We start from the raw sequence: 18,880 nt of genomic DNA, 5'->3' as shown, positions 1-18,880 counted from the left end.
GCTCACCATGACACACGTCGTCGTCATCACGTTGACGACGACGTTCCTGCTCCTTGCCCTCGATCGCGCGGGCGGGCTGCGCGACAACCAGAATGTCTACGTGCCACCGGCGCCGAAGGTCGCAGCGCCGCCAGCTGATCCCGACAAGGGCAAGCCGCCGCCGCACAACGACACGGTCGACGATTTTCCCGACGGCAAGGGCCGCGAGATCGCCTTCTATACCTGCACCGCCTGCCATGGGGTGGCATTGATCAAGGCGCAGGGGCTGACTCGCGACCTCTGGGATTCGACCTTCGACCTGATGCTCGAAAAGCATCGCATGCCGCCGGTGAAGGCCGAGGACCGCGCCGAGATCCTCGACTATCTCGCCGAGCAGTTCCCACCGCGCCGCAAGGGTCGTGGAAGCGACAATCCATTCCTGAAGTAGTTTACCCAACCGCTTTCGCCCACTTCTCCGACCAGGTGTGCAAGGGCAGGAAGAGCTGTAGCAGCTCGCGGCCCAACGCCGTGAGGCGATAGCCCACCGAGTCGTCGAGCTCGACCAACTTCGCCTCGCGCAGTTCGGCCAGTCGTGTGTTCACGATGGTTGGGCTGGCGCCGATCAGGTCCTGCAGATCGCGGAAGCGCTTCGGTTCCTCGCGCAGCTCCCAGACGATGCGCAGGGTCCAGCGCCGGCCCAGCAGGTCGAGCAGCCGCATGATCGGCCGACCTGTCCGCGAACCACGAACGCGCTTCACCATCTATTTCACTCCATTACTACAATTTCTGTAGCAACGACGAATAGCCGTTGCTACTTAATTTGTAGCACAAACGGAGACCCGCCATGCCCCGCATCGTCCCGGCTGAAGCCCCCTATCCGCCCGCCATCGCCACCGAGCTCGAACGCATCATGCCCAAGGGCATGGAGCCGCTGGTCCTGTTCCGCACGATGGCGAGGAGTCCTCGCGTGTTCGACAAGATGTTCGCCGGCGGTCTGCTCGACAAAGGCCCCCTTTCGCTGCGTCAGCGCGAGATCGTCATCGACCGCACGACGGCGCGGCTGGGCTGTGAATACGAATGGGGCGTCCATGTCGCCGTGTTCGCGGACCGCGTGGCCTTGGATACCGACCAGATCGCGGCCCTCGTCCACGGATCAGCCGACGCGACCTGCTGGGCACGAGACGAACAGGCCCTGCTCGCCGCCGTCGACGACCTGGTCGATCATCGCACAATTGCGGCTGCGACCTGGACCGGCCTTGCCGCGCACTTCGATGAGACGCAGATACTCGAGGCGATCGCTCTGGTCGGCTACTACCACACGATCAGCTTCCTGTGTCGCGGACTGGAGCTGCCGCTCGAAGCCTATGCCGCGCGCTTCCCGCTCGCCCCGCAATCCGCCCCATGATGCAGATCAGGGTGCAATCAGCGCTTCACGGCCCTGTCGATACCCAGGATCAGGAGACCGAAGACCAACCCCCAGAAGGCCGAACCCACTCCCATCAAGGTGACGCCTGATACGGTAACCGCGAGCGTGCCGGCCGCCGCCAACCGGTCCTGATCGCCGGCCAGGGCGCTGCCCATCGCACCGGCCATCGAACCCAGCAGCGCCGTACCTGCGACCGTCGCCAGCAGCGCCGGCGGCAGCGCGCCAAACAGGCCGACCAGTGAGGCGCCGAATACGGCAATCAGCCCCCAGAAGAGGGCGTAGAACGGTCCGGTCATCCAGCGCTTCGCCGGATCGGGATGGGCGTCGGGACCGGTGCAGAGTGCCGCCGAGATCGCCGCCAGGTTGGAGGTGTGGGCGCCCATGAACGCTGTGCCAAGCGATGCGGCGCCGGTGACAGCCAAGATCGGCTGCGTCGGCGGCTGATAGCCCGAGGCGCGCAGCACGGCGAAGCCCGGCAGGTTCTGCGATGCCATCGTCACGAGATAGAGTGGCACGCCGAGCCCGATCAAGGTCGCGAGATCCCAGACTGGCCCCGTGAAGACGACAGAGGTGAGCCCGATTGGCGGCAGCGGCTTCACGAGGCCGAGCGACCAGGCGAGCAGGCCGCCGGCCACGAGGACAACCAGCGACGCCAATGCTGGCATGAAGGCGCGGGCAACGAGGAACAGCGCGATCAGCGGCAGCACCAGCAACGGCGAGGTCGGCACATGCTCGACCATTGCCATCACGAGGCGCAGCAGAATGCCCGCCAGCATGGCGGCGGCGATGCTGGCCGGAATCCTCTCGATCAGGCGGCCGAGCGGCCGCACCGCAGCAGTGAGCAGGATCAGCACGGCTGCCAGCACGAACGCCCCCACAGCGGCCCCGAAGCTCGGCACACCCGTGGTCGAAGCGATCAGCGCCGCACCAGGCGTCGACCATGCGGCAATGATGGGCATGCGATAGCGAACGCTCAGCACCAGGGCGCTGAATGCGGTGGCAAGCGATAGGCCCGAGACCCACGAACTCGCCTGCTCCGGCGCGGCGCCGACCGCCTGGGCCGCAGCCAGGATGATGGGCAGCGTGCCGCCCGCGCCGGCGATGGTCGCGACCAAGGCAGCGGTCGCGACCGAAACAAATCCCCCCGATTTCACGACTGGCCTCTACTTGTTGGCGGTATCGACCATCGCCTGCAGGAGGATCTGAGCACCGGCGCCGACATCGTCGCGGGTCGCGTCTTCGATCTCGTTGTGGCTGATGCCGTCCTTGCACGGCACGAAGACCATGGCGGTCGGTGCGACGCGACTGACATAGCAGGCGTCGTGACCGGCGCCGCTCACGATATCCATGTGGGCGTAACCTGCCTGCTCTGCACCGCGACGCACGGAATCGACCAGCTCCTTCGCGAAGGGCGATGCCGGGAAGTGCCAGATCTGTTCGATCTTCACGTCGAGGCGATGGCGCTTGGCAATATCTGCCGCTGCCACCCGCATCTCGGCGTCCATCCTGGTGAGTTCGTCATTGTCGGGATGGCGAAAATCGAGCGTCATGAACAGACGACCGGGAATGGTGTTGCGGGCCTGTGGCAGGCTGTCGATCACGCCCACCGTCGAGCGTCCGTTCGGCCGATTGCCGATGCGACGGGCCTCGACGATCAGTTCGGCGGCGCCGACCAGCGCATCGCGACGGCCTTCCATGGGGGTCGTGCCGGCATGGCTTTCCATGCCCGTCCAATTGATCTCGTACCAGCGCTGCCCCTGCGCACCGGTGACGACGCCAATGGTCTTCTTCTCGCGCTCGAGGATCGGGCCCTGCTCGATATGCGCCTCGAAGAAGGCGCCGACCTTGCGGCCGCCGACTGGCTCCTTGCCGTCGTAGCCGATCTTCTTCAGCGCCTCACCGAAGGTGACGCCCTCGCGATCCTTGATGGCCAATGCATAGTCGAGCTCGAAGGCACCGCCGAACACGCCCGAGGCCACCATGGCCGGCGCGAAGCGGCAGCCCTCCTCGTTGGTCCAGACCGCGACCTCGATCGGTGCCTCGGTGACGTAGTTGGAGTCGTGCAGCACGCGAAGCACTTCCAGCCCCGCCATCACACCATAAGCGCCGTCGAACTTGCCGCCGGTCGGCTGGGTGTCGAGATGACTGCCGGTCATGATGGGCGCCTTGGTGGGATCGCGGCCTTCACGACGGGCGAAGATGTTGCCGAGTTGATCGACCTTGATGGTGCAGCCCGCCTCCTTGGCCCAGCGCACGAAGAGATCGCGGCCTTGCCGGTCGAGGTCGGTCAACGCGATACGGCAGACACCGCCCTTCTCGGTGCCGCCGATCTGGCCCAGTTCCATCAGGCTCGACCACAGGCGGTCGAAATCGACGCGGAGATTGGGCCTGATATCGGAGGGGGTAGCGGGCTTCATGGCAACTCCAGGCAAGACGAAACGCGCGACCATAGCAAATGCCAGCCAGCGAAACGAAGTGCTTGAGCAGCAGGTCAGGGTCTTGCAAGGGTGAGGTCCAGGAGGATTTTCACGCCCATGCTTCCGCTTTCCGACACGCTCGTTCTCGACCTCACACAAGTCATTGCCGGGCCGACCGCCGGCCAGATCCTGGGCGACATGGGCGCCGATGTGATCAAGGTGGAGCCGCTGAACGGTGAGCATTTCCGCCCGCATTTCGACGGCGCCTGGGTGCCTTCGATGAATCGCAACAAGCGCGGACTCGCCCTCGACCTGCGCACCGAAGGTGGCCGCGACGTGCTGATGCGGTTGGTGCGCAAGGCCGACGTCTTCATGGAAGCCTTCACGCCGGGCGTGATCGACAAGCTGGGCTTCGGCTGGGATGTCGTCTCGAAGGAGAACCCGCGGCTGATCTATGCCTCGGTCTCGGGCTACGGCCAGACCGGCCCCTATGCCGGCCGCGCCGGTTACGATCCCTGCATCCAGGCCGAGATCGGCCTGATGGACGCGACCGGCCCGGACGGTGGCGAGATGTGCCGCGTCGGCACGGCAGCGATCGACTATTGCACTGGCTCGTTCTGCTCGGCGGGCATCGCCTTCGCGCTGCTCGGCCGTCACAAGACCGGCAAGGGCCAGCGGCTCGACCTGTCGCTGTTCGACGTCGGTATGCACATGATGAGCCACTGGATCACCAATCATGGCCGCACCGGCGAGGACCCGATCCGCATGGGCACCTCCAACTCGATCCTGTCGCCGCTGCGCGTCTTCCCGACCAAGACGCGGCCGATCTTCGTCGCGGGAACCAACGATGCCTTCTGGCGGTTACTCTGTACGGCGCTCGGCAAGCAGGATTGGCTGGCCGACAAGCGCTTCGCCACCAATGCCGACCGCGTCGCCAACCGCGCGATCCTGGAGCCGATGATCGAAGCCCATTTCATGGAGCACACGGCGGACGAGTTGCTCGACAAGCTCATTCCGGCCGGCATGGCCTGTGGCGCCGCCTACAAGGTGAGCGACGTGATGGTGAGTGCGCACGCCGAGGCGCGCGGCAGCGTGCTCGAAATCGACTATCCCGGCATCGGCCCGGTGAAGTCGGCAGCCAATCCCATCAAACTCTCCGACGCACCCGTCGAGACGCGGCGCAAATCGCCCAAAGTGGGCGAGCACACGGTCGAGATCATGCGCGAAGTGGGTTATAGCGATAACGACATCGCCTCCCTCCGAGACGCAAAGGCCATCGCGACATCATGAAGCCAACGCCATGAAGATCGTCTATTCGGACAAGCACGCCGGCCACGATCCCCAGACCTTCATCGTCCGCGGTGTAAAGCAACGTAGCGCCGAACAGCCGGAACGAGCCACGCGTTTGCTGGCGGCCGCCCGCGACGCCGGCCACGAGATCCTGCCGCCCCGGACATTCGGCAGCGAACCTGCCGCCACGGTGCATACGCCGGAGTATCTCGACTTCCTGCAGATCGCCGCGCGCGAATGGGCCAAGCTGCCCGGCGCCGGGCCGGAGGTCGTGCCCAACGTCCATCCGGCGCGCGCCCATGCGTCCTATCCGCAGGCACTGTCCGGCCGCGCCGGTTGGCATCAGGTCGACATGGCCTGTCCGATCGGGCCGCACACTTGGGAGGCAGCCCTTGCCGCCACCGAAGTGGCGACCACTGTGGCTGACATGGTGCTGGACGGCGAGCGACAGGCCTATGCGCTTTGCCGTCCGCCCGGCCATCACGCCTATGCCGACATGGCAGGTGGCTTCTGCTTCCTGAACAACACCGCCGTCGCCGCACAACGCCTGCGGAGCAAGCATGCCCGCGTTGCGGTGCTGGATGTCGACGTGCATCACGGCAACGGCACGCAGGGCATCTTCTACGAGCGCGACGACGTCCTTACCGTTTCGATCCACGCCGATCCCGCGAACTACTATCCTTTCTTCTGGGGCTACGCTCACGAGCACGGCGCCGGCAAAGGCCAGGGGTTCAATTTCAACCTGCCGCTGCCCTTGGGCTCCGCCGACGCGCCGTGGCTCGACGCCGGAGACAAGGCACTAGCTCGCATCAAGGAATTCCAGCCGACCGCCTTGGTCGTGGCGCTGGGACTCGATGCCAGCGAAAGCGACCCCCTGCAGGGGCTGAAAGTGACCGGCGCCGGCTTCCATGCCATGGCCGAGAAGATCGCGCGTCTCGGCTTGCCCACGGTCCTCGTCCAGGAAGGCGGCTATCTCGGCGACGACCTCGGCCGCAACCTGGTTCACTTCCTGGCCGGCTTCGAGAAGGGTCGCGCCTAGGAGACCTTTCCCCCTACATCACGGAGTTCAGCATGGCACGGACGATCGCCGACCTGATGGCCGAAACCCTGCGCGCCGCCGGCGTGAAGCGTATCTACGGCGTTGCTGGAGACTCCCTGAACGGCTTCACCGATTCGCTGCGCCGCATGAAGGAGATCGACTGGGTCCACATGCGCCACGAGGAAGCCGGTGCCTTCGCCGCCGGTGCCGAGGCCCATCTCACCGGCGAGCTTGCGGTCTGTGCCGGGAGTTGCGGTCCGGGCAACATGCACCTCATCAACGGCCTGTTCGACTGCTACCGCAGCCGCGTGCCCGTACTGGCGATCGCCGCACACATCCCGAGCGCGGAGATCGGCGGTCACTATTTCCAGGAGACGCACCCCGAGCAGCTCTTCGCCGAGTGTTCGCACTATGTCGAGCTGGTCTCCAATCCCGACCAGATGCCGCGGGTCCTCGACAAGGCGATCCGTGTCGCCGTCGCCGAGCGCGGCGTGTCGGTGGTCGTGATCCCGGGCGACGTGGCGCTGCTGAAAACCGACGCCAAGGTCGCGACCTGGCTGGCGCCCAAGCCACCGGTCGTGCGGCCGTCCGATGCAGATCTCGATGCTCTGGCCGAGCTTCTGAACAACGGCAAGAAGGTCACCATGATGTGCGGTGCGGGTTGCGCCGGCGCACACGGCGCAGTGGTTGAGCTGGCGCGCACCCTGAATGCGCCGATCGTGCATTCGCTGCGCGGCAAGGAGCATGTCGAGTACGACAATCCCTTCGATGTGGGCATGACCGGCCTGATCGGCTTCGCCTCGGGCTATGCCGCCATGAAGGAGTGCGACACGCTGTTGCTGCTCGGCACCGACTTCCCTTACCGGCAGTTCTATCCCGAGCAGGCCAAGGTGGCGCAGATCGACATCAGGGCCGAAAGCCTCGGCAATCGCTGCCGCCTCGATATCGGCGTGGTCGGCACCGTCGCCGACACGGTGGCGGCCCTGCTGCCCCGGCTGAAACCCAAGACGGACCGGACGTTCCTCGACGCCGCCCTCGCGCACTATGCCAAGGCGCGCGCCGATCTCGACAAGCTCGCCGAGAGCAAGCCCGGCGGCAAGATGATCCATCCGCAATATGTTGCGCGCTTGATCAGCGAGCTGGCCGACGACGACGCGGTCTTCACCTGCGATGTCGGCACGCAGTCGGTGTGGGCCGCGCGCTATCTGAAGATGAATGGCAAGCGGCGCCTGATCGGCTCGTTCAACCATGCCTCGATGGCCAATGCCATGCCGCAGGCGATCGGCGCGCAAGCCTCGCACAAGGACCGGCAGGTGATCTCGATGTCGGGCGACGGCGGCTTCGCGATGATGATGGGTGACTTCATCAGCCTCGCCCAGCTCGGCCTGCCGGTGAAGGTGGTGGTGCTGAACAACGGCACGCTTGGTTTCGTCGAGATGGAGATGAAAGCAGCGGGCTTCGTCGACACCGCCGTCACGCTGAAAAACCCTGACTTCGCGGCAATGGCGGTGGCCATGGGCATCAAAGGCGTCAGGGTCGAGGACCCTGCCAATCTCGAAGGCGCGTTGCGCGATGCCTTCGCGCATAAGGGCCCTGCCTTGGTCGACGTCGTGAGCGCCCGCCAGGAACTCGCCATGCCGCCCAAGGCGACATTGGAGCAGGCCTACGGCTTCAGCCTGTTCCTGATGAAGGCGGTGATGGACGGCCGGGCCACGCAGATCATCGACCTGGCACGGACGAACCTCAGACTCTGAGGGCCGATGCCGCCAGCTCGGCGACGGCAAGATCGAGGCCTGGGTGATCGCCATCGCCCAGGATCCACACGGCCGAAAGGCTGGCGAAGGCGAGCGTCCAGCGCAGCAGATGCGAGCGGTCGAGGGTGGCCGCGTCGGTGATGACCTCGACTTGGCGTGCAAAGCGGCCCGGCGCCAGGGCGGTTGGCTCGTCAGGGTCGCGCAGGATGTTCACGAAATCGAAGGCGCGGTCGCCCAGGAGTCCCTTGGGATCGATGACGATCCAGCCGCGTGAGCCGGCATCGAGGACGTTCTCGTGATGGATGTCGCCGTGCAGCACGACGATCTCCCGCTGGTGCTCTAGAAGCTCTCGCGCAACGCTTCGGCCCTCGGCGATGACGCCACCCTGGTCCTGAGCCTGCAGCAGCGGCTCGAACCAGTCCGTGAGCGGCACGAGATCGGGAGGCAAAGGCGCGCGATGTCGGTGCAATCGGCTGGTCGCCTCGCAAAGAATGCGCGTCGCTTCGTCGTCCTGGCCGGAGCGTGCCATCGCCGCCAGCGACCGCGGCCCCGTGGCGCGCTCCAGCAGGAGCACGCCATCATCCTCGGCCAGCACACGTGCCGCGCCCTCGCCCTGCCACCAGGTCATCAAGCGGCAGCCTCGCTGTTCTTCCTTCTCGAGAGCGATCTTCAGCATCGCCGGCGCGCCTTCGAAGCGCACTGGCAGCAGGATGCTGCTGTGGGTCTTCAGCAGGTCGCCGTCAGGCTCGAGATTCCAGCGCGCAAGATAGTGATCGGGGTCGGTCGCGATTGTGGAACCTGCCTAGGCTTTCTTACCGAGGTTGTTGAAGAAATGCGTCCAGCTCGAGGGCCAGAAGGCCAGGACGAACACCAGCAGCGCGACGAGAAACAGCGAAATCACACCCTGGATGATCTCGAAGTTGAGGGCGTCTTCGGCGACGAAGAATCCGGCCACGAAATTCGCAGCAATCAGGATCAAGCGGACCACCCAACTCAGCATCGTTCTCTCCCCCGCAGGATCTCGTACTCAATCGCCGCCATTGCCACCGACAACATAGACGGTGAGTTTATCCGGCAATGTATCATGCGCGACCTCGATGGTGCGCCGGTCAGGCCAGATAAAGACGGCATCCTGATCCTGCATCAACTCTTCAAAACGCGCGACCTGGCCTCGGCCCCAATAGTGCATGGGCAAGACGATGCGCGGCTGGATCTGACGGATAACCTCGACCATCACGGGCAAGCCCACCGTGTAGGCGCCGTCGATCGGCACCATCAGCACATCGATGCGACCGAGCTCGTCGAGATGTTCCTTGGTGAGCCGATGATGCAGGTGGCCGAGATGGGCGATGCAGAGGTCGACGATGGTGAACGTGAAGATCGAGTTGCCGTTGATGCGCGCCGAACCGCCGCCCCAGTCGCGCGCGTTGGTCGGCACGTTCGACACCTTGAGATCCTTCAAGGTGACGTCGTGCTTGGCCTCGCTCTCACCAGGCTTGGTCGGCCATCCCGGCAGCACGTACGTGATGCCCTCCTCGGGATGATCCGTGTAGTGCGTGGAGTGCGCGTTGTTCATCGTCACGATGTCGGGCTTGCGGCCAAAGCCGTTCAGCCCGTTGTAGTCGGTGATGGCCCGCACGCCCTGCGGCGTGTTGATTTCGAAACTGGCGTGGCCGAGGAAGGTGACGATGGCGCGGCTGGCGCTGTCGGCGGCCATCTGCATGCCATCGAGCGAAGCGACCTGAACGCTGCGGCCCAGCAGGCTGGGACTTAGTTCAGCCAGGTTCTTGGAACATCGCGCCAAGGCTGGCCCTGCCAGCAGGGCAAACAGGGCCGCCAGCAGGGCGGCGACAGAGAGGCGTGCAGTCATCGGATCTCCGGCGCGAACGTCGCGAGAAAGTCCCCCAGCTTCAGCAAAATGCAGGCGGTATGCCAGCCCCTTAAATCCCCCTCGGACTCCCGTTGACTCTTGGCGTCACGAGAACTAGAACAAAACAAGAACATAGTATCTCTAAATATCCCCAACGCGTTTCATCGACCTTCGAGGGGGCGATGCCTGTCATTTCCCCAAATGCCTTTGCTCCTCCCGTTGCTTCCGTGGCGGCCAACGATCTGGCGGCTGCGGTCCCGCTCGGTCTGCGGGAAAAGGTGCGTCGCCTGGAGCGCGCCCACAGCGCCCAGAGAAGCGGCCGCGCCGCCAGCGTGCCCCTGGGAATGCCGGCCATCGATGCCCTGTTGCCCGAAGGCGGGCTGCTGACCGGCGCGCTGCACGAGATCGAGGCAGGCCCTGCGCCCTCCGGCCGTGTCGCCTCACATGACGGGGCGGCGCTGGGGTTTGCCGGACATATCGTTGGACGCTTCGCCCAACAGGCTGGTGGAACGATCCTGTGGTGCCGGCGCCCTACGGGCACCTTCGATGCTCCGCCTTACGCCCCGACGCTCTCCGCCTGGTTCGATCCGGCACGCGTGCTGATGGTCACGGCACGGCGCGATGAGGATCTCTTCTGGGCGATGGAGGAAGGGCTGCGCTGTCCCGGCATCGCCGTGGTCTTGGGCGAGACGCGCGCCGCCGATCCCACTGCCGGCCGTCGTCTGTCGCTGGCCGCCGAGAAGAGCGGCACTCCCGCTTTGCTCCTGCGGGCACAGCCTGCGCCGCCGCAAAGCGTGTGCGCGACACGCTGGCGAATCGCCTCGGCCCCCTCACATTCGACACCCGGCCTCAACGATGTCGGCGCCGCACGCTGGCGCCTCGAACTGCGACGCAACCGCTTTGGCACACCGTCGGCTGCTGAAATCCCGTCATGGCTCGTGGAGTGGAACGATGAAACGCATTGTCTCTCTGTGGTTCCCCAAGCTCTCGGCAGATCGTCTGGCCCGTATCAGTCAGAACTCGACTGGCCAGAATCCGACGCCACGCGATTGGTCGGCTAAATCAGCCGCCACTGTCGTATGGCAGGAGGGCTGCCCACGGCTCGCCGCGGTCAACGGCCATGCCCGTGCTGCCGGCCTGCGTCCGCACATGCGGCTGGCCGATGCGCGTGCCCTGCTGCCCGACCTCGTTACCACGGCAGGTGAGCCGCAAGCCGACCGGCGCCTGATCGAGACGATCGCAAACTGGTGCGATCGCTATACGCCCTGGGTGGCGATCGATCCTCTGGGCAGCGCCATCGCCGAGGAAGGCACGGAAACCTGCAGTGCTGGCGGTTTCGGTGGCGATGCCGGCTTGCTGCTCGACGTCACGGGCTGCACCCATCTCTTCGGCACGGGCGAAGCAGGCGAACGCGCCCTGCTCGCCGATCTGACCCAACGGCTCTCGCGTCACGATTTTTCCTGCCGGGCTGCAATGGCCGACACCGCAGGGGCGGCCTGGGCCCTGGCCCGCTTCGCCGAACGTCAGGCTGACCTCTTCTGTCCTCGCCACGGCCAGCGCGCCGCGCTCGCGACGCTACCGGTCGAAGGGCTGCGGCTCGACGCGCCGATCCTCGAGACCTTCCTCAAGCTCGGCCTGCGTCGTATCGGCGATCTCTACCCGATGCCACGAGCGCCACTCGCCCGACGCTTCGGCGACCAGCCGCTCACCCGCCTCGATCAGGCGCTGGGCACGCTCGCCGAACCGATCGAGCCGCGCCGCCCACCGCCCGCCTTCCGCACGCGTCTCGCCTTCGCCGAACCGATTGGCCGGCCGGAAGATATCGCTGCCGCCACCAGCCGGCTCCTGGCCGCGCTTTGCCGGCAGTTCGAGCAGGCGGGTGTCGGCGCCCGCAAACTCGAGATCGCGCTCTATCGCGTCGATGGGTCGGTCGATCGCACGTCGATCGGCACCAGCCGTCCCAATCGCGACAATCCGAAGCTGATGAAACTCTTCGAGGAGAAGCTCGGCGAACTCGATGCCGGCTTTGGTGTCGAGCTGATGATCCTGGGTGCGCCCGAGGTCGAAGTCTGGAGCGGCACGCAGGATGCGCTGCCCGACCAGAACGCACCCGCCGTTCCCGTCGGCGTCGACGGCACGATCGATCTCGCCGACCGCCTGGCGCTGCGATTGGGAACGGAGAATGTCGTGCGGCTGCTGCCGCGCGACAGTCACCTGCCCGAGCGCGTGCAGGTCACCGCGCCCATCGAGGCAAAGCCAGCCGCAGCAGGTGCGTGGCGGCGCGTGGCCAGCTTGAAGGGCGCGCGACCGACGCGGCTGCTGCAGCGACCCGAGCCGGTCGATGTCATGGCGCCCGTGCCCGACGATCCGCCGCGTCACTTCTCCTGGCGCCAGCACAAGCATCGCATCGTGCGCGCCGAAGGACCGGAGCGGATTGCCGACGAATGGTGGCGGCCACGGCCCGATGGCAGCCGTCCACCGGCCGGCGAAGTGCCGCTGGTGCGTGATTACTACCGTGTCGAGGACGATGACGGTGGCCGGTTCTGGCTGTTCCGCGATGGCGCCTACAAGGTCGCCGCCAACGGCCAGCCGACCGCCCGCTGGTTCCTCCATGGTTTCTGCGCCTAGGACCTGACAGAGGGGAAAGCCATGGGGAATCTCACCATCCGCCGGCTCGACGATGCCGTCATCGATCGACTGAAAGAGCGGGCACAGGCGAAGGGTCGTTCGCTCGAAGCCGAGTTGCGCGACCTGCTCACCCACACGGCGCGCCAACCGTTGATCCTCGACCCGCTGGCCGAGGCTGACCGCGTCGCCGCCATGACGCCGGCTGGTGTGCCGCAGACCGACAGTGGCCTGCTCGCCTGTGCGGGAAGCGAGCCATGATCATCGTCGTCGACCCTAGCGTCGCCATCAAATGGTTCGTCGAGGAACCTTTGCGACCACAGGCGCGCTCCCTGCTGGCCGACCGGCACGAACTGATCGCGCCCGACATCCTGATCGCAGGCGTGGCCGAACTCGCCTGGAAGAAGGTGACGCGCGGCGAGATCTCGGCCGAACAAGCCGAGCCCATCGTGCGCAACATCGCCCTGCCCGCCTTCATCTCGGCCTTCGTCGAGTCGCCCCGGCTGCGCAGTCGCGCCTTCACCATCGCCCTGCAATGCGGCCGGCCGGTGCATGATTGCTTCTACGCCGCCTGCGCTGAAGCCGCCGCAGCACCACTGGTCAGCACCGACGAGACCTTCCTGCAGGCGCTCAGGCTCGAAGGCATCGATCTGCGCAGTGTGCCACTGGCGCGGGTGCACGAACTCACCGGCGCATAGAGCTCCATACGTGATGCCATGGACTATGCCGAACTTCAGGTCACGACCAACTACAGCTTCCTGCGCAGCGGCTCGCATCCGGCTGAGCTGGTAAAGCGCGCGATCGAGCTCGGCCATACCGCCATTGGCATCACCGACCGCAACACGCTGGCCGGCGTCGTGCGGGCCTACGCGGCGTCACGCGGCGAAACCAAAAGCGATCCCGACAAGATCAAGCTTCTGGTCGGCAGCCGGATCGAAACGCGCGACGGCTATTCGCTGCTCGCCTATCCCACCGATCTCGATGCCTACAAGCGCCTTTCCCGTCTGCTGACCCAAGGCAACCGACGGGCGGCGAAGGGAAAGTGCGACCTCACCTTTGACGATCTGGCGGCACATGCCGAAGGCATCCTGGCGATCGTCCTGCCGCCGCGTCACCTCGACGATCCGGCTTTCCATGAACGGCTGCGCGCCCTCGCCCATCTGTTTGGCGATCGCTGCTATCTCGCCGGTTCCATGCTGTTTCGTGGTGACGACGCCCGCCGCGTCGCCCGGCTCGACAATCTCGCCGCCGAATTCGGCGTTCGCTTCGTCGTCACCAATGACGTGCACTATCACATCCCCGAACGACGAGCGTTGCAGGATGTGGTGACCGCCATCCGGCTGGGCTGCACCGTCGACGAGCTGGGGTTCCGCCGCTTCGCCAGCGCCGAGCGGCACCTCAAGGACGGCCAGGAGATGGCGCGCCTGTTCCACCGCCACCCTCATGCCATCGCGCATACGCAGGAGATCGTGAAACGCTGCAACTTCTCGCTCAAGCAGCTCACCTATCAATATCCGGTTCTGTACGAAGGCGGTGAGACGCCGATGAACAAGCTCATGCGCTTGACCTGGGAAGGCGCTCGGAAGCGCTATCCCAGTGGGGTTCCTCAGGACATCGCCGACACGATCCGGCACGAATTCGACCTGATCGAACAGAAGAAGATCGCGCCTTACTTCCTGACCGTGCACGAGATCGTCGAATATGCCCGCAGCCAGGAGATCCTGTGCCAGGGTCGCGGCTCCGCCGCCAATTCCGCCGTCTGCTACAGTCTCGGCATCACTTCGGTAAACCCCCGGAAAACCAAACTCCTGTTCGAGCGCTTCCTGTCCAACGCCCGGGACGAACCTCCCGATATCGACGTCGATTTCGAACACGAGCGACGGGAAGAAGTGATCCAATGGATCTACGAAGAAAAAGGCCGCACGCGCGCCGCTCTGGCTGCCACGGTGATCGCCTACAGGAGCCGCAGCGCCATTCGCGACGTCGGCAAGGCACTTGGCCTCTCACCCGATACGGTGGGCGTGATGGCCGACACGGTGTGGGGAATGGGATCGAGGGGCGTCAAAGTCGATCACGTGCGGGATGCTGGCCTCGATCCCACGGACCCGCGCCTCACGCTGGCCCTCGAACTGTCTTCGGCCTTGTGCAACTTCCCACGCCATCTGTCACAGCATGTCGGCGGCTTTGTCCTGACCGAGGATCGGCTCGATGAGCTGGTGCCGATCCAGAATGCAGCGATGGAGGATCGCACCGTCATCGAATGGGACAAGGACGATCTCGACGTCCTCGGCATCTACAAAGTCGATGTGCTGGCCCTCGGCATGTTGACGGCCTTGCGCAAAAGTTTCGCGCTGATCGAGAAGCACTATGGCGAAACACTGGCGATCGGTATGGATGACGAGGACCAGGCCGTTTACGACATGCTGTGCAGGGGTGAGTCGATCGGCGTGTTCCAGGTCGAAAGCCGGGCGCAGATGTCGATGCTGCCGAGACTAAAGCCCAGAAGCTATTACGACCTCGTTATCGAAGTCGCGATCGTGCGGCCGGGACCGATCCAGGGTGGCATGGTGCATCCCTATCTGCGACGACGCGATAAGCTGGAAAAGGTGGAGTATCCCAAGCAGGAACTCGAAGAAGTCTTGAACCGGACTCTAGGTGTGCCGTTGTTCCAGGAACAGGCGATGCAGATCGCCATGGTCGCGGCAAAGTTCAGCCCCGCCAAAGCCGACGAGTTGCGTCGCGCCATGGCGACGTTCCGCCGGAACGGCACTATCCATACCCTCAAGGAAGATTTCATCGAGGGCATGGTGAACAATGATTATGAACGCGCCTTTGCCGAACGCTGCTTCAAGCAGATCGAAGGGTTCGGCGATTACGGCTTCCCCGAAAGCCATGCCGCGAGCTTCGCGCTCCTGGTCTACGACTCTTCCTATGTGAAGCACTACTATCCCGAGGTCTTCGCCGCTGCCCTGCTCAATTCCCAACCCATGGGTTTCTATGCGCCGGCGCAGCTCGTCGGCGATGCACGCAAGAACGGCGTCGAGGTGCGGCCGCCCGACATCAATGCCAGTGACTGGGATTGCATCCTGGAACCGAGCCAGAACAATCGCTGCGCCTTGCGCCTCGGTTTGCGGCAGGTCGCGAGGCTGTCCGAAGGCGATGTCAAACGCATGGTCGCGCAGCGCACGACGCCTTATCGCGATCCAGCCGACCTGTGGCGGCGCTCGGGGCTCACCAAACGCCAGATCGTGGCGCTGGCCCGTGCCGATGCTTTCGCTTCATTGGGGCTATCGCGCCGCGACGTGCTGTGGGCCGTGCGTGGATTTTCCGACGTGCACTTGCCGTTGTTCGACGAATCCCGGGCGCACGATCCCGAACCTGCCGTGATCTTGCCGGCACTGACCCTCGGCGAAGCCGTTGTAGACGACTACAGCAGTTTTTCCATGTCCTTGCGCTCGCATCCGTTGGCGTTGCTGCGGTCGACCTTCGCGCAAAGGGGAATCTCCAGCACGGAGGTTCTGGAGAATTCCAGAAACGATGACATCTTCACCCTGGCGGGCCTCGTCCTGGTACGCCAGCGGCCGGGTACTGCTTCGGGCGTGGTCTTCGTCACTCTCGAGGACGAAAAGGGCATCGCCAACCTCGTGGTCTGGCCCAAGATCTTCGAAGCGCACCGCCGCATCGTCATGGGCGCACGCCTTCTCGCCGTGCGCGGTCGCATCCAGCGCGAAGGCATCGTGATCCATCTCGTTGCCGAAGAGCTCTGGGATCTTTCGGCCGAGCTCGACTCGATCTCCGAGCTCGACACTTTCCATCTTACGAATGGCCGCGGCGACGAAGTCCGCACCGATCCGGGCGACCGCCGGGCGATGAAGATCGCGGAAGCTAATGCCACACGCCATCGCTCGAGCAAGAGCCCGCCCACCAAACCTGGCTATGATCCCAGCCGGATCATTCTCGACCGGCCCAAGATCAAGATCGCCTCGCGCGATTTCCATTGAGGGCCGGAAGCTCAGAGCCGCGTCGCCTCGTCGATCAGCTCCTGGGCGGCGATGTCTAGCAACTCGTCCTCGGCCGTGCCGCCCAGCACGCTTTCGCGACCGATCTCCAGCAGGACCGGCACGGCGAGCGGAGAGATACGATCGAGCCGGCGGTATTCGATGCGGCCCTTGGCGCGCTTCAGGAGATCGCCCAGCCGCTTCAGGTCGGCAAGCTGCCAGGCGGCGTCCTGGCGGGTGGCGCGCAGCAGGATGTGGCCGGGCTCGTGCTGACGCAGCGTGTCGTAAATCAGGTCCGAGCTGAACGTCACCTGACGGCGCGACTTCTCCTCGCCGGGAAAGCGCCGCTCGATCAGGCCGGCGATCACCGCAACGTTACGGAACGAGCGCCGGAGCATCGTCGACTCGTCCATCCAGGCCTCGAGATCGTCGCCCAGCATGTCTTCGTCGAAGAGCTGGTCGAGCTGCGCTTTGGTCGGTGGCCGGAGACCCCAGAGGCCCAGCACATAATCCGTCGCGACAAAGCCCAATGGCCGCAGCCCCATGCGCTCCATGCGGCGCGTCAGCAGCATGCCGAGCGTCTGGTGCGCGTTCCGGCCCTCGAAGCAGTAGGCCACGATGAACTGCTTGCCGCCGCGCGGGAATCCTTCGATCAGAAGCTTGTCGCCGCTGGGCAGGGTCGAACGGATGCGCTGGATACGCAGCCACTCGCGCACTTCGGCCGGCAGCTTGGGATGTCGTGCCGGGTCCTGCAGGATGCCGCGCACACGATCGGCCAAAAAGGTCGAGAGCGGCAGACGGCCACCGCCATAGGCCGGCACCTTGGGATCGCCACCTGTGGCCACCGAGCATTGCGCTATGAGTTCCTTCACGCCCTCGAAGCGCAACAGCCGGCCGGCGAAGACGAACGTGTCACCCGGCACCAGCCCCTGGATGAAGCTCTCCTCGACCTCCCCCAGCACCGGCCCGCGCCGCATCTTCACCTTGATCAGCGGCAGCTCGACGATGGTGCCGACATTCATGCGGAACTGCCGCGCCACCAACGGAGAGGCCAGCATCCATCGTCCATCCGGCAGCTTCTTCAGCCGGTGCCAGCGGTCGTAGGCGGCGAGCGCGTAGCCGCCGGTCGCCACGAAGTCGAATGTGTCGTCGAAATCCTGGCGTGGCAGGTCGCGATAGGGCTGGGTGCGCCGGACCTCGGCGAAGAAAGCCTCGCGGTCGATCGGCTGGGCACAGGCGGTGCCGACGATGTGTTGCGCCAGCACGTCGAGACAGGGCGGCCGCGGCGGATCGCCGTCGAGTTCGCGGGCTTCGACGGCTTCGAGAGCGGCCAGCGACTCCAGCACCTCGAAGCGGTTGGCTGGCGCGATCATGGCGCGGCTCGGCTCGTCGAGCCGATGGTTGGCGCGGCCGATCCGTTGCATCAGGCGGCTCACGCCCTTGGGCGCGCCCATCTGAATCACAAGGTCGACGTCGCCCCAGTCGATACCGAGATCGAGCGACGAGGTCGCCACGACGGCACGCAATCTCCCTGCCGACATCGCCGCCTCGACCTTGCGGCGCTGCTCCACCGCCAGCGAGCCGTGATGCAGGCCAATCGCCAGATTCTCTTCGTTGATGCGCCACAGTGCATCGAAGGCCAGCTCGGCCTGGGCGCGCGTGTTCACGAAGATGATCGACGTCTTGTGCTGGCGGATGATGTTGTAGATCTCCGGCACAGCGTGGCGTCCCATATGGCCACCCCAGGGAATGCGCTCCTGGGCATCGATGATGGTCACGACCGGCGGGGCGCCGGGTTCGCCGAGCACGATCTCGACCGGTTCCTCGCGCAGCTTGAGAAAGTCGGCGAGCGCTGGCGGATCGGCAACGGTAGCCGAAAGACCGACGAACCTCGCTTGTGGCGCAAGCGTGGCCAACCGCGACAGGCAGAGGGCCAGGTGGTGGCCGCGCTTGGTCGTGGCGAAGGCGTGCAGCTCGTCGATGATCACGCACTTCAGCGAGGCGAAGAAGCGTGCGGCATCGAGATAGCTCAGCAGCAGTGCCAGCGACTCCGGCGTGGTCATCAACAGATCGGGCGGCCGTTCGCGCTGGCGCAGGCGACGACTCTGTGGCGTGTCACCTGTGCGGCTCTCGGCGCGCACCGGCAGCTTCATCTCGGCAATCGGCAGTTCGAGGTTGCGCCGGATATCGGTCGCCAGCGCCTTCAGAGGCGAGATGTAGAGCGTATGGAGTTCGCCCTGCCCCTTCTTGTATGCCAGGTCCTGGCCGGACTGCCGCCGCTCCGTCAGTTCGATCAATGACGGCAGGAAGCCCGCCAGGGTCTTGCCACCACCGGTCGGCGCGATCAGCAAAGCGCTCCGGCCCTGGCGCGCCAGATCGACCAATGCGAGCTGATGCGGCCGCGGCGCCCAGCCACGGCTTTCGAACCAGCGTGAAAACAGGTCGGGAAGCCCCATATCTGCCGGGTAGGATGCATCAAGCT

The 18,880-nt window shown here is 65.2% G+C and carries 17 protein-coding genes; 10 read left to right on the top strand and 7 right to left on the bottom strand.

Annotation, left to right across the window (positions count from 1 at the left end):
• Positions 1–7: 7 nt before the first annotated feature.
• The gene (locus EPO50_RS26875; protein WP_296349342.1) at positions 8–427 is read left to right on the top strand and encodes a hypothetical protein; all 420 of its coding nucleotides are present in this window, start codon (positions 8–10) and stop codon (positions 425–427) included.
• A gap of 1 nt (position 428) precedes the next feature.
• Here EPO50_RS26875 and EPO50_RS26870 read toward each other — a convergent pair whose 3' ends face one another.
• The gene (locus EPO50_RS26870; protein ID WP_296349340.1) at positions 429–740 is read right to left on the bottom strand and encodes a helix-turn-helix domain-containing protein; all 312 of its coding nucleotides are present in this window, start codon (positions 738–740) and stop codon (positions 429–431) included.
• 83 nt (positions 741–823) lie between these two features.
• Here EPO50_RS26870 and EPO50_RS26865 point away from each other — a divergent pair, with 83 nt between their 5' ends.
• Complete coding sequence (locus EPO50_RS26865; protein WP_296349339.1) at positions 824–1,384, top strand: carboxymuconolactone decarboxylase family protein; 561 nt, start codon at positions 824–826, stop codon at positions 1,382–1,384.
• Positions 1,385–1,401: 17 nt separating this feature from the next.
• Here EPO50_RS26865 and EPO50_RS26860 read toward each other — a convergent pair whose 3' ends face one another.
• Positions 1,402–2,559, bottom strand: coding sequence for a benzoate/H(+) symporter BenE family transporter (locus EPO50_RS26860; protein WP_296349337.1), 1,158 nt, complete (start codon positions 2,557–2,559; stop codon positions 1,402–1,404).
• A gap of 9 nt (positions 2,560–2,568) precedes the next feature.
• A complete protein-coding gene (locus EPO50_RS26855; RefSeq protein WP_296349335.1) occupies positions 2,569–3,822 on the bottom strand; it encodes a Zn-dependent hydrolase in 1,254 nt (417 codons plus the stop codon).
• A 117-nt stretch (positions 3,823–3,939) separates the two neighbouring features.
• On the opposite strand from EPO50_RS26855, the gene EPO50_RS26850 reads away from it, so the two are divergent.
• Genes EPO50_RS26850 through poxB form a run of 3 tightly spaced genes read left to right on the top strand, consistent with a single transcriptional unit; the run spans position 3,940 to position 7,905 of the window.
• Positions 3,940–5,112 (top strand): CaiB/BaiF CoA-transferase family protein, encoded by a 1,173-nt coding sequence (locus EPO50_RS26850; RefSeq protein ID WP_296349333.1) that lies wholly within the window; start codon positions 3,940–3,942, stop codon positions 5,110–5,112.
• 10 nt (positions 5,113–5,122) lie between these two features.
• The gene (locus tag EPO50_RS26845; protein ID WP_296349331.1) at positions 5,123–6,151 is read left to right on the top strand and encodes a histone deacetylase family protein; all 1,029 of its coding nucleotides are present in this window, start codon (positions 5,123–5,125) and stop codon (positions 6,149–6,151) included.
• 32 nt (positions 6,152–6,183) lie between these two features.
• Complete coding sequence (gene poxB, locus EPO50_RS26840) at positions 6,184–7,905, top strand: ubiquinone-dependent pyruvate dehydrogenase (protein ID WP_296349329.1); 1,722 nt, start codon at positions 6,184–6,186, stop codon at positions 7,903–7,905.
• On the opposite strand, the gene EPO50_RS26835 is transcribed toward poxB, so the two are convergent.
• The 3 genes from EPO50_RS26835 to EPO50_RS26825 are packed head-to-tail and all read right to left on the bottom strand — an operon-like array spanning position 7,895 to position 9,775.
• On the bottom strand, positions 7,895–8,695 hold the full coding sequence (locus EPO50_RS26835; protein WP_296349675.1) for an aminoglycoside phosphotransferase family protein: 801 nt from the start codon (positions 8,693–8,695) through the stop codon (positions 7,895–7,897). The two genes, poxB and EPO50_RS26835, sit on opposite strands and share 11 nt — an antisense overlap.
• A gap of 12 nt (positions 8,696–8,707) precedes the next feature.
• Positions 8,708–8,905 (bottom strand): hypothetical protein, encoded by a 198-nt coding sequence (locus EPO50_RS26830; RefSeq protein WP_296349328.1) that lies wholly within the window; start codon positions 8,903–8,905, stop codon positions 8,708–8,710.
• A gap of 27 nt (positions 8,906–8,932) precedes the next feature.
• Positions 8,933–9,775, bottom strand: a complete 843-nt coding sequence (locus tag EPO50_RS26825) for an MBL fold metallo-hydrolase (RefSeq protein WP_296349326.1) — start codon at positions 9,773–9,775, stop codon at positions 8,933–8,935.
• A gap of 182 nt (positions 9,776–9,957) precedes the next feature.
• On the opposite strand from EPO50_RS26825, the gene EPO50_RS26820 reads away from it, so the two are divergent.
• Genes EPO50_RS26820 through EPO50_RS26800 form a run of 5 tightly spaced genes read left to right on the top strand, consistent with a single transcriptional unit; the run spans position 9,958 to position 16,401 of the window.
• Positions 9,958–10,836 carry a damage-inducible mutagenesis protein gene (locus EPO50_RS26820; RefSeq protein WP_296349324.1) on the top strand — a complete coding sequence of 293 codons (879 nt, stop codon included), beginning with the start codon at positions 9,958–9,960 and terminating at the stop codon, positions 10,834–10,836.
• On the top strand, positions 10,727–12,403 hold the full coding sequence (locus EPO50_RS26815) for a DNA polymerase Y family protein (protein WP_296349322.1): 1,677 nt from the start codon (positions 10,727–10,729) through the stop codon (positions 12,401–12,403). Before EPO50_RS26820 ends, EPO50_RS26815 begins: the two co-directional genes overlap by 110 nt.
• A 21-nt stretch (positions 12,404–12,424) precedes the next feature.
• Positions 12,425–12,661: a hypothetical protein gene (locus EPO50_RS26810; RefSeq protein WP_296349321.1), complete on the top strand. Its 237-nt coding sequence runs from the start codon at positions 12,425–12,427 to the stop codon at positions 12,659–12,661.
• Positions 12,658–13,098 (top strand): type II toxin-antitoxin system VapC family toxin, encoded by a 441-nt coding sequence (locus EPO50_RS26805; RefSeq protein ID WP_296349319.1) that lies wholly within the window; start codon positions 12,658–12,660, stop codon positions 13,096–13,098. The genes EPO50_RS26810 and EPO50_RS26805 overlap by 4 nt, the downstream gene beginning before the upstream one ends.
• A gap of 18 nt (positions 13,099–13,116) precedes the next feature.
• A complete protein-coding gene (locus EPO50_RS26800; protein ID WP_296349317.1) occupies positions 13,117–16,401 on the top strand; it encodes an error-prone DNA polymerase in 3,285 nt (1,094 codons plus the stop codon).
• Positions 16,402–16,412: 11 nt separating this feature from the next.
• On the opposite strand, the gene EPO50_RS26795 is transcribed toward EPO50_RS26800, so the two are convergent.
• On the bottom strand, positions 16,413–18,854 hold the full coding sequence (locus tag EPO50_RS26795) for a ligase-associated DNA damage response DEXH box helicase (protein WP_296349673.1): 2,442 nt from the start codon (positions 18,852–18,854) through the stop codon (positions 16,413–16,415).
• Positions 18,855–18,880: the final 26 nt, after the last annotated feature.

The organism is Reyranella sp. (genome assembly GCF_004297405.1).
GTDB lineage: Bacteria > Pseudomonadota > Alphaproteobacteria > Reyranellales > Reyranellaceae > Reyranella.
The sequence above is the reverse complement of the archived record's forward strand: the minus strand, read 5'-3'. Positions and strand labels throughout refer to the sequence as shown.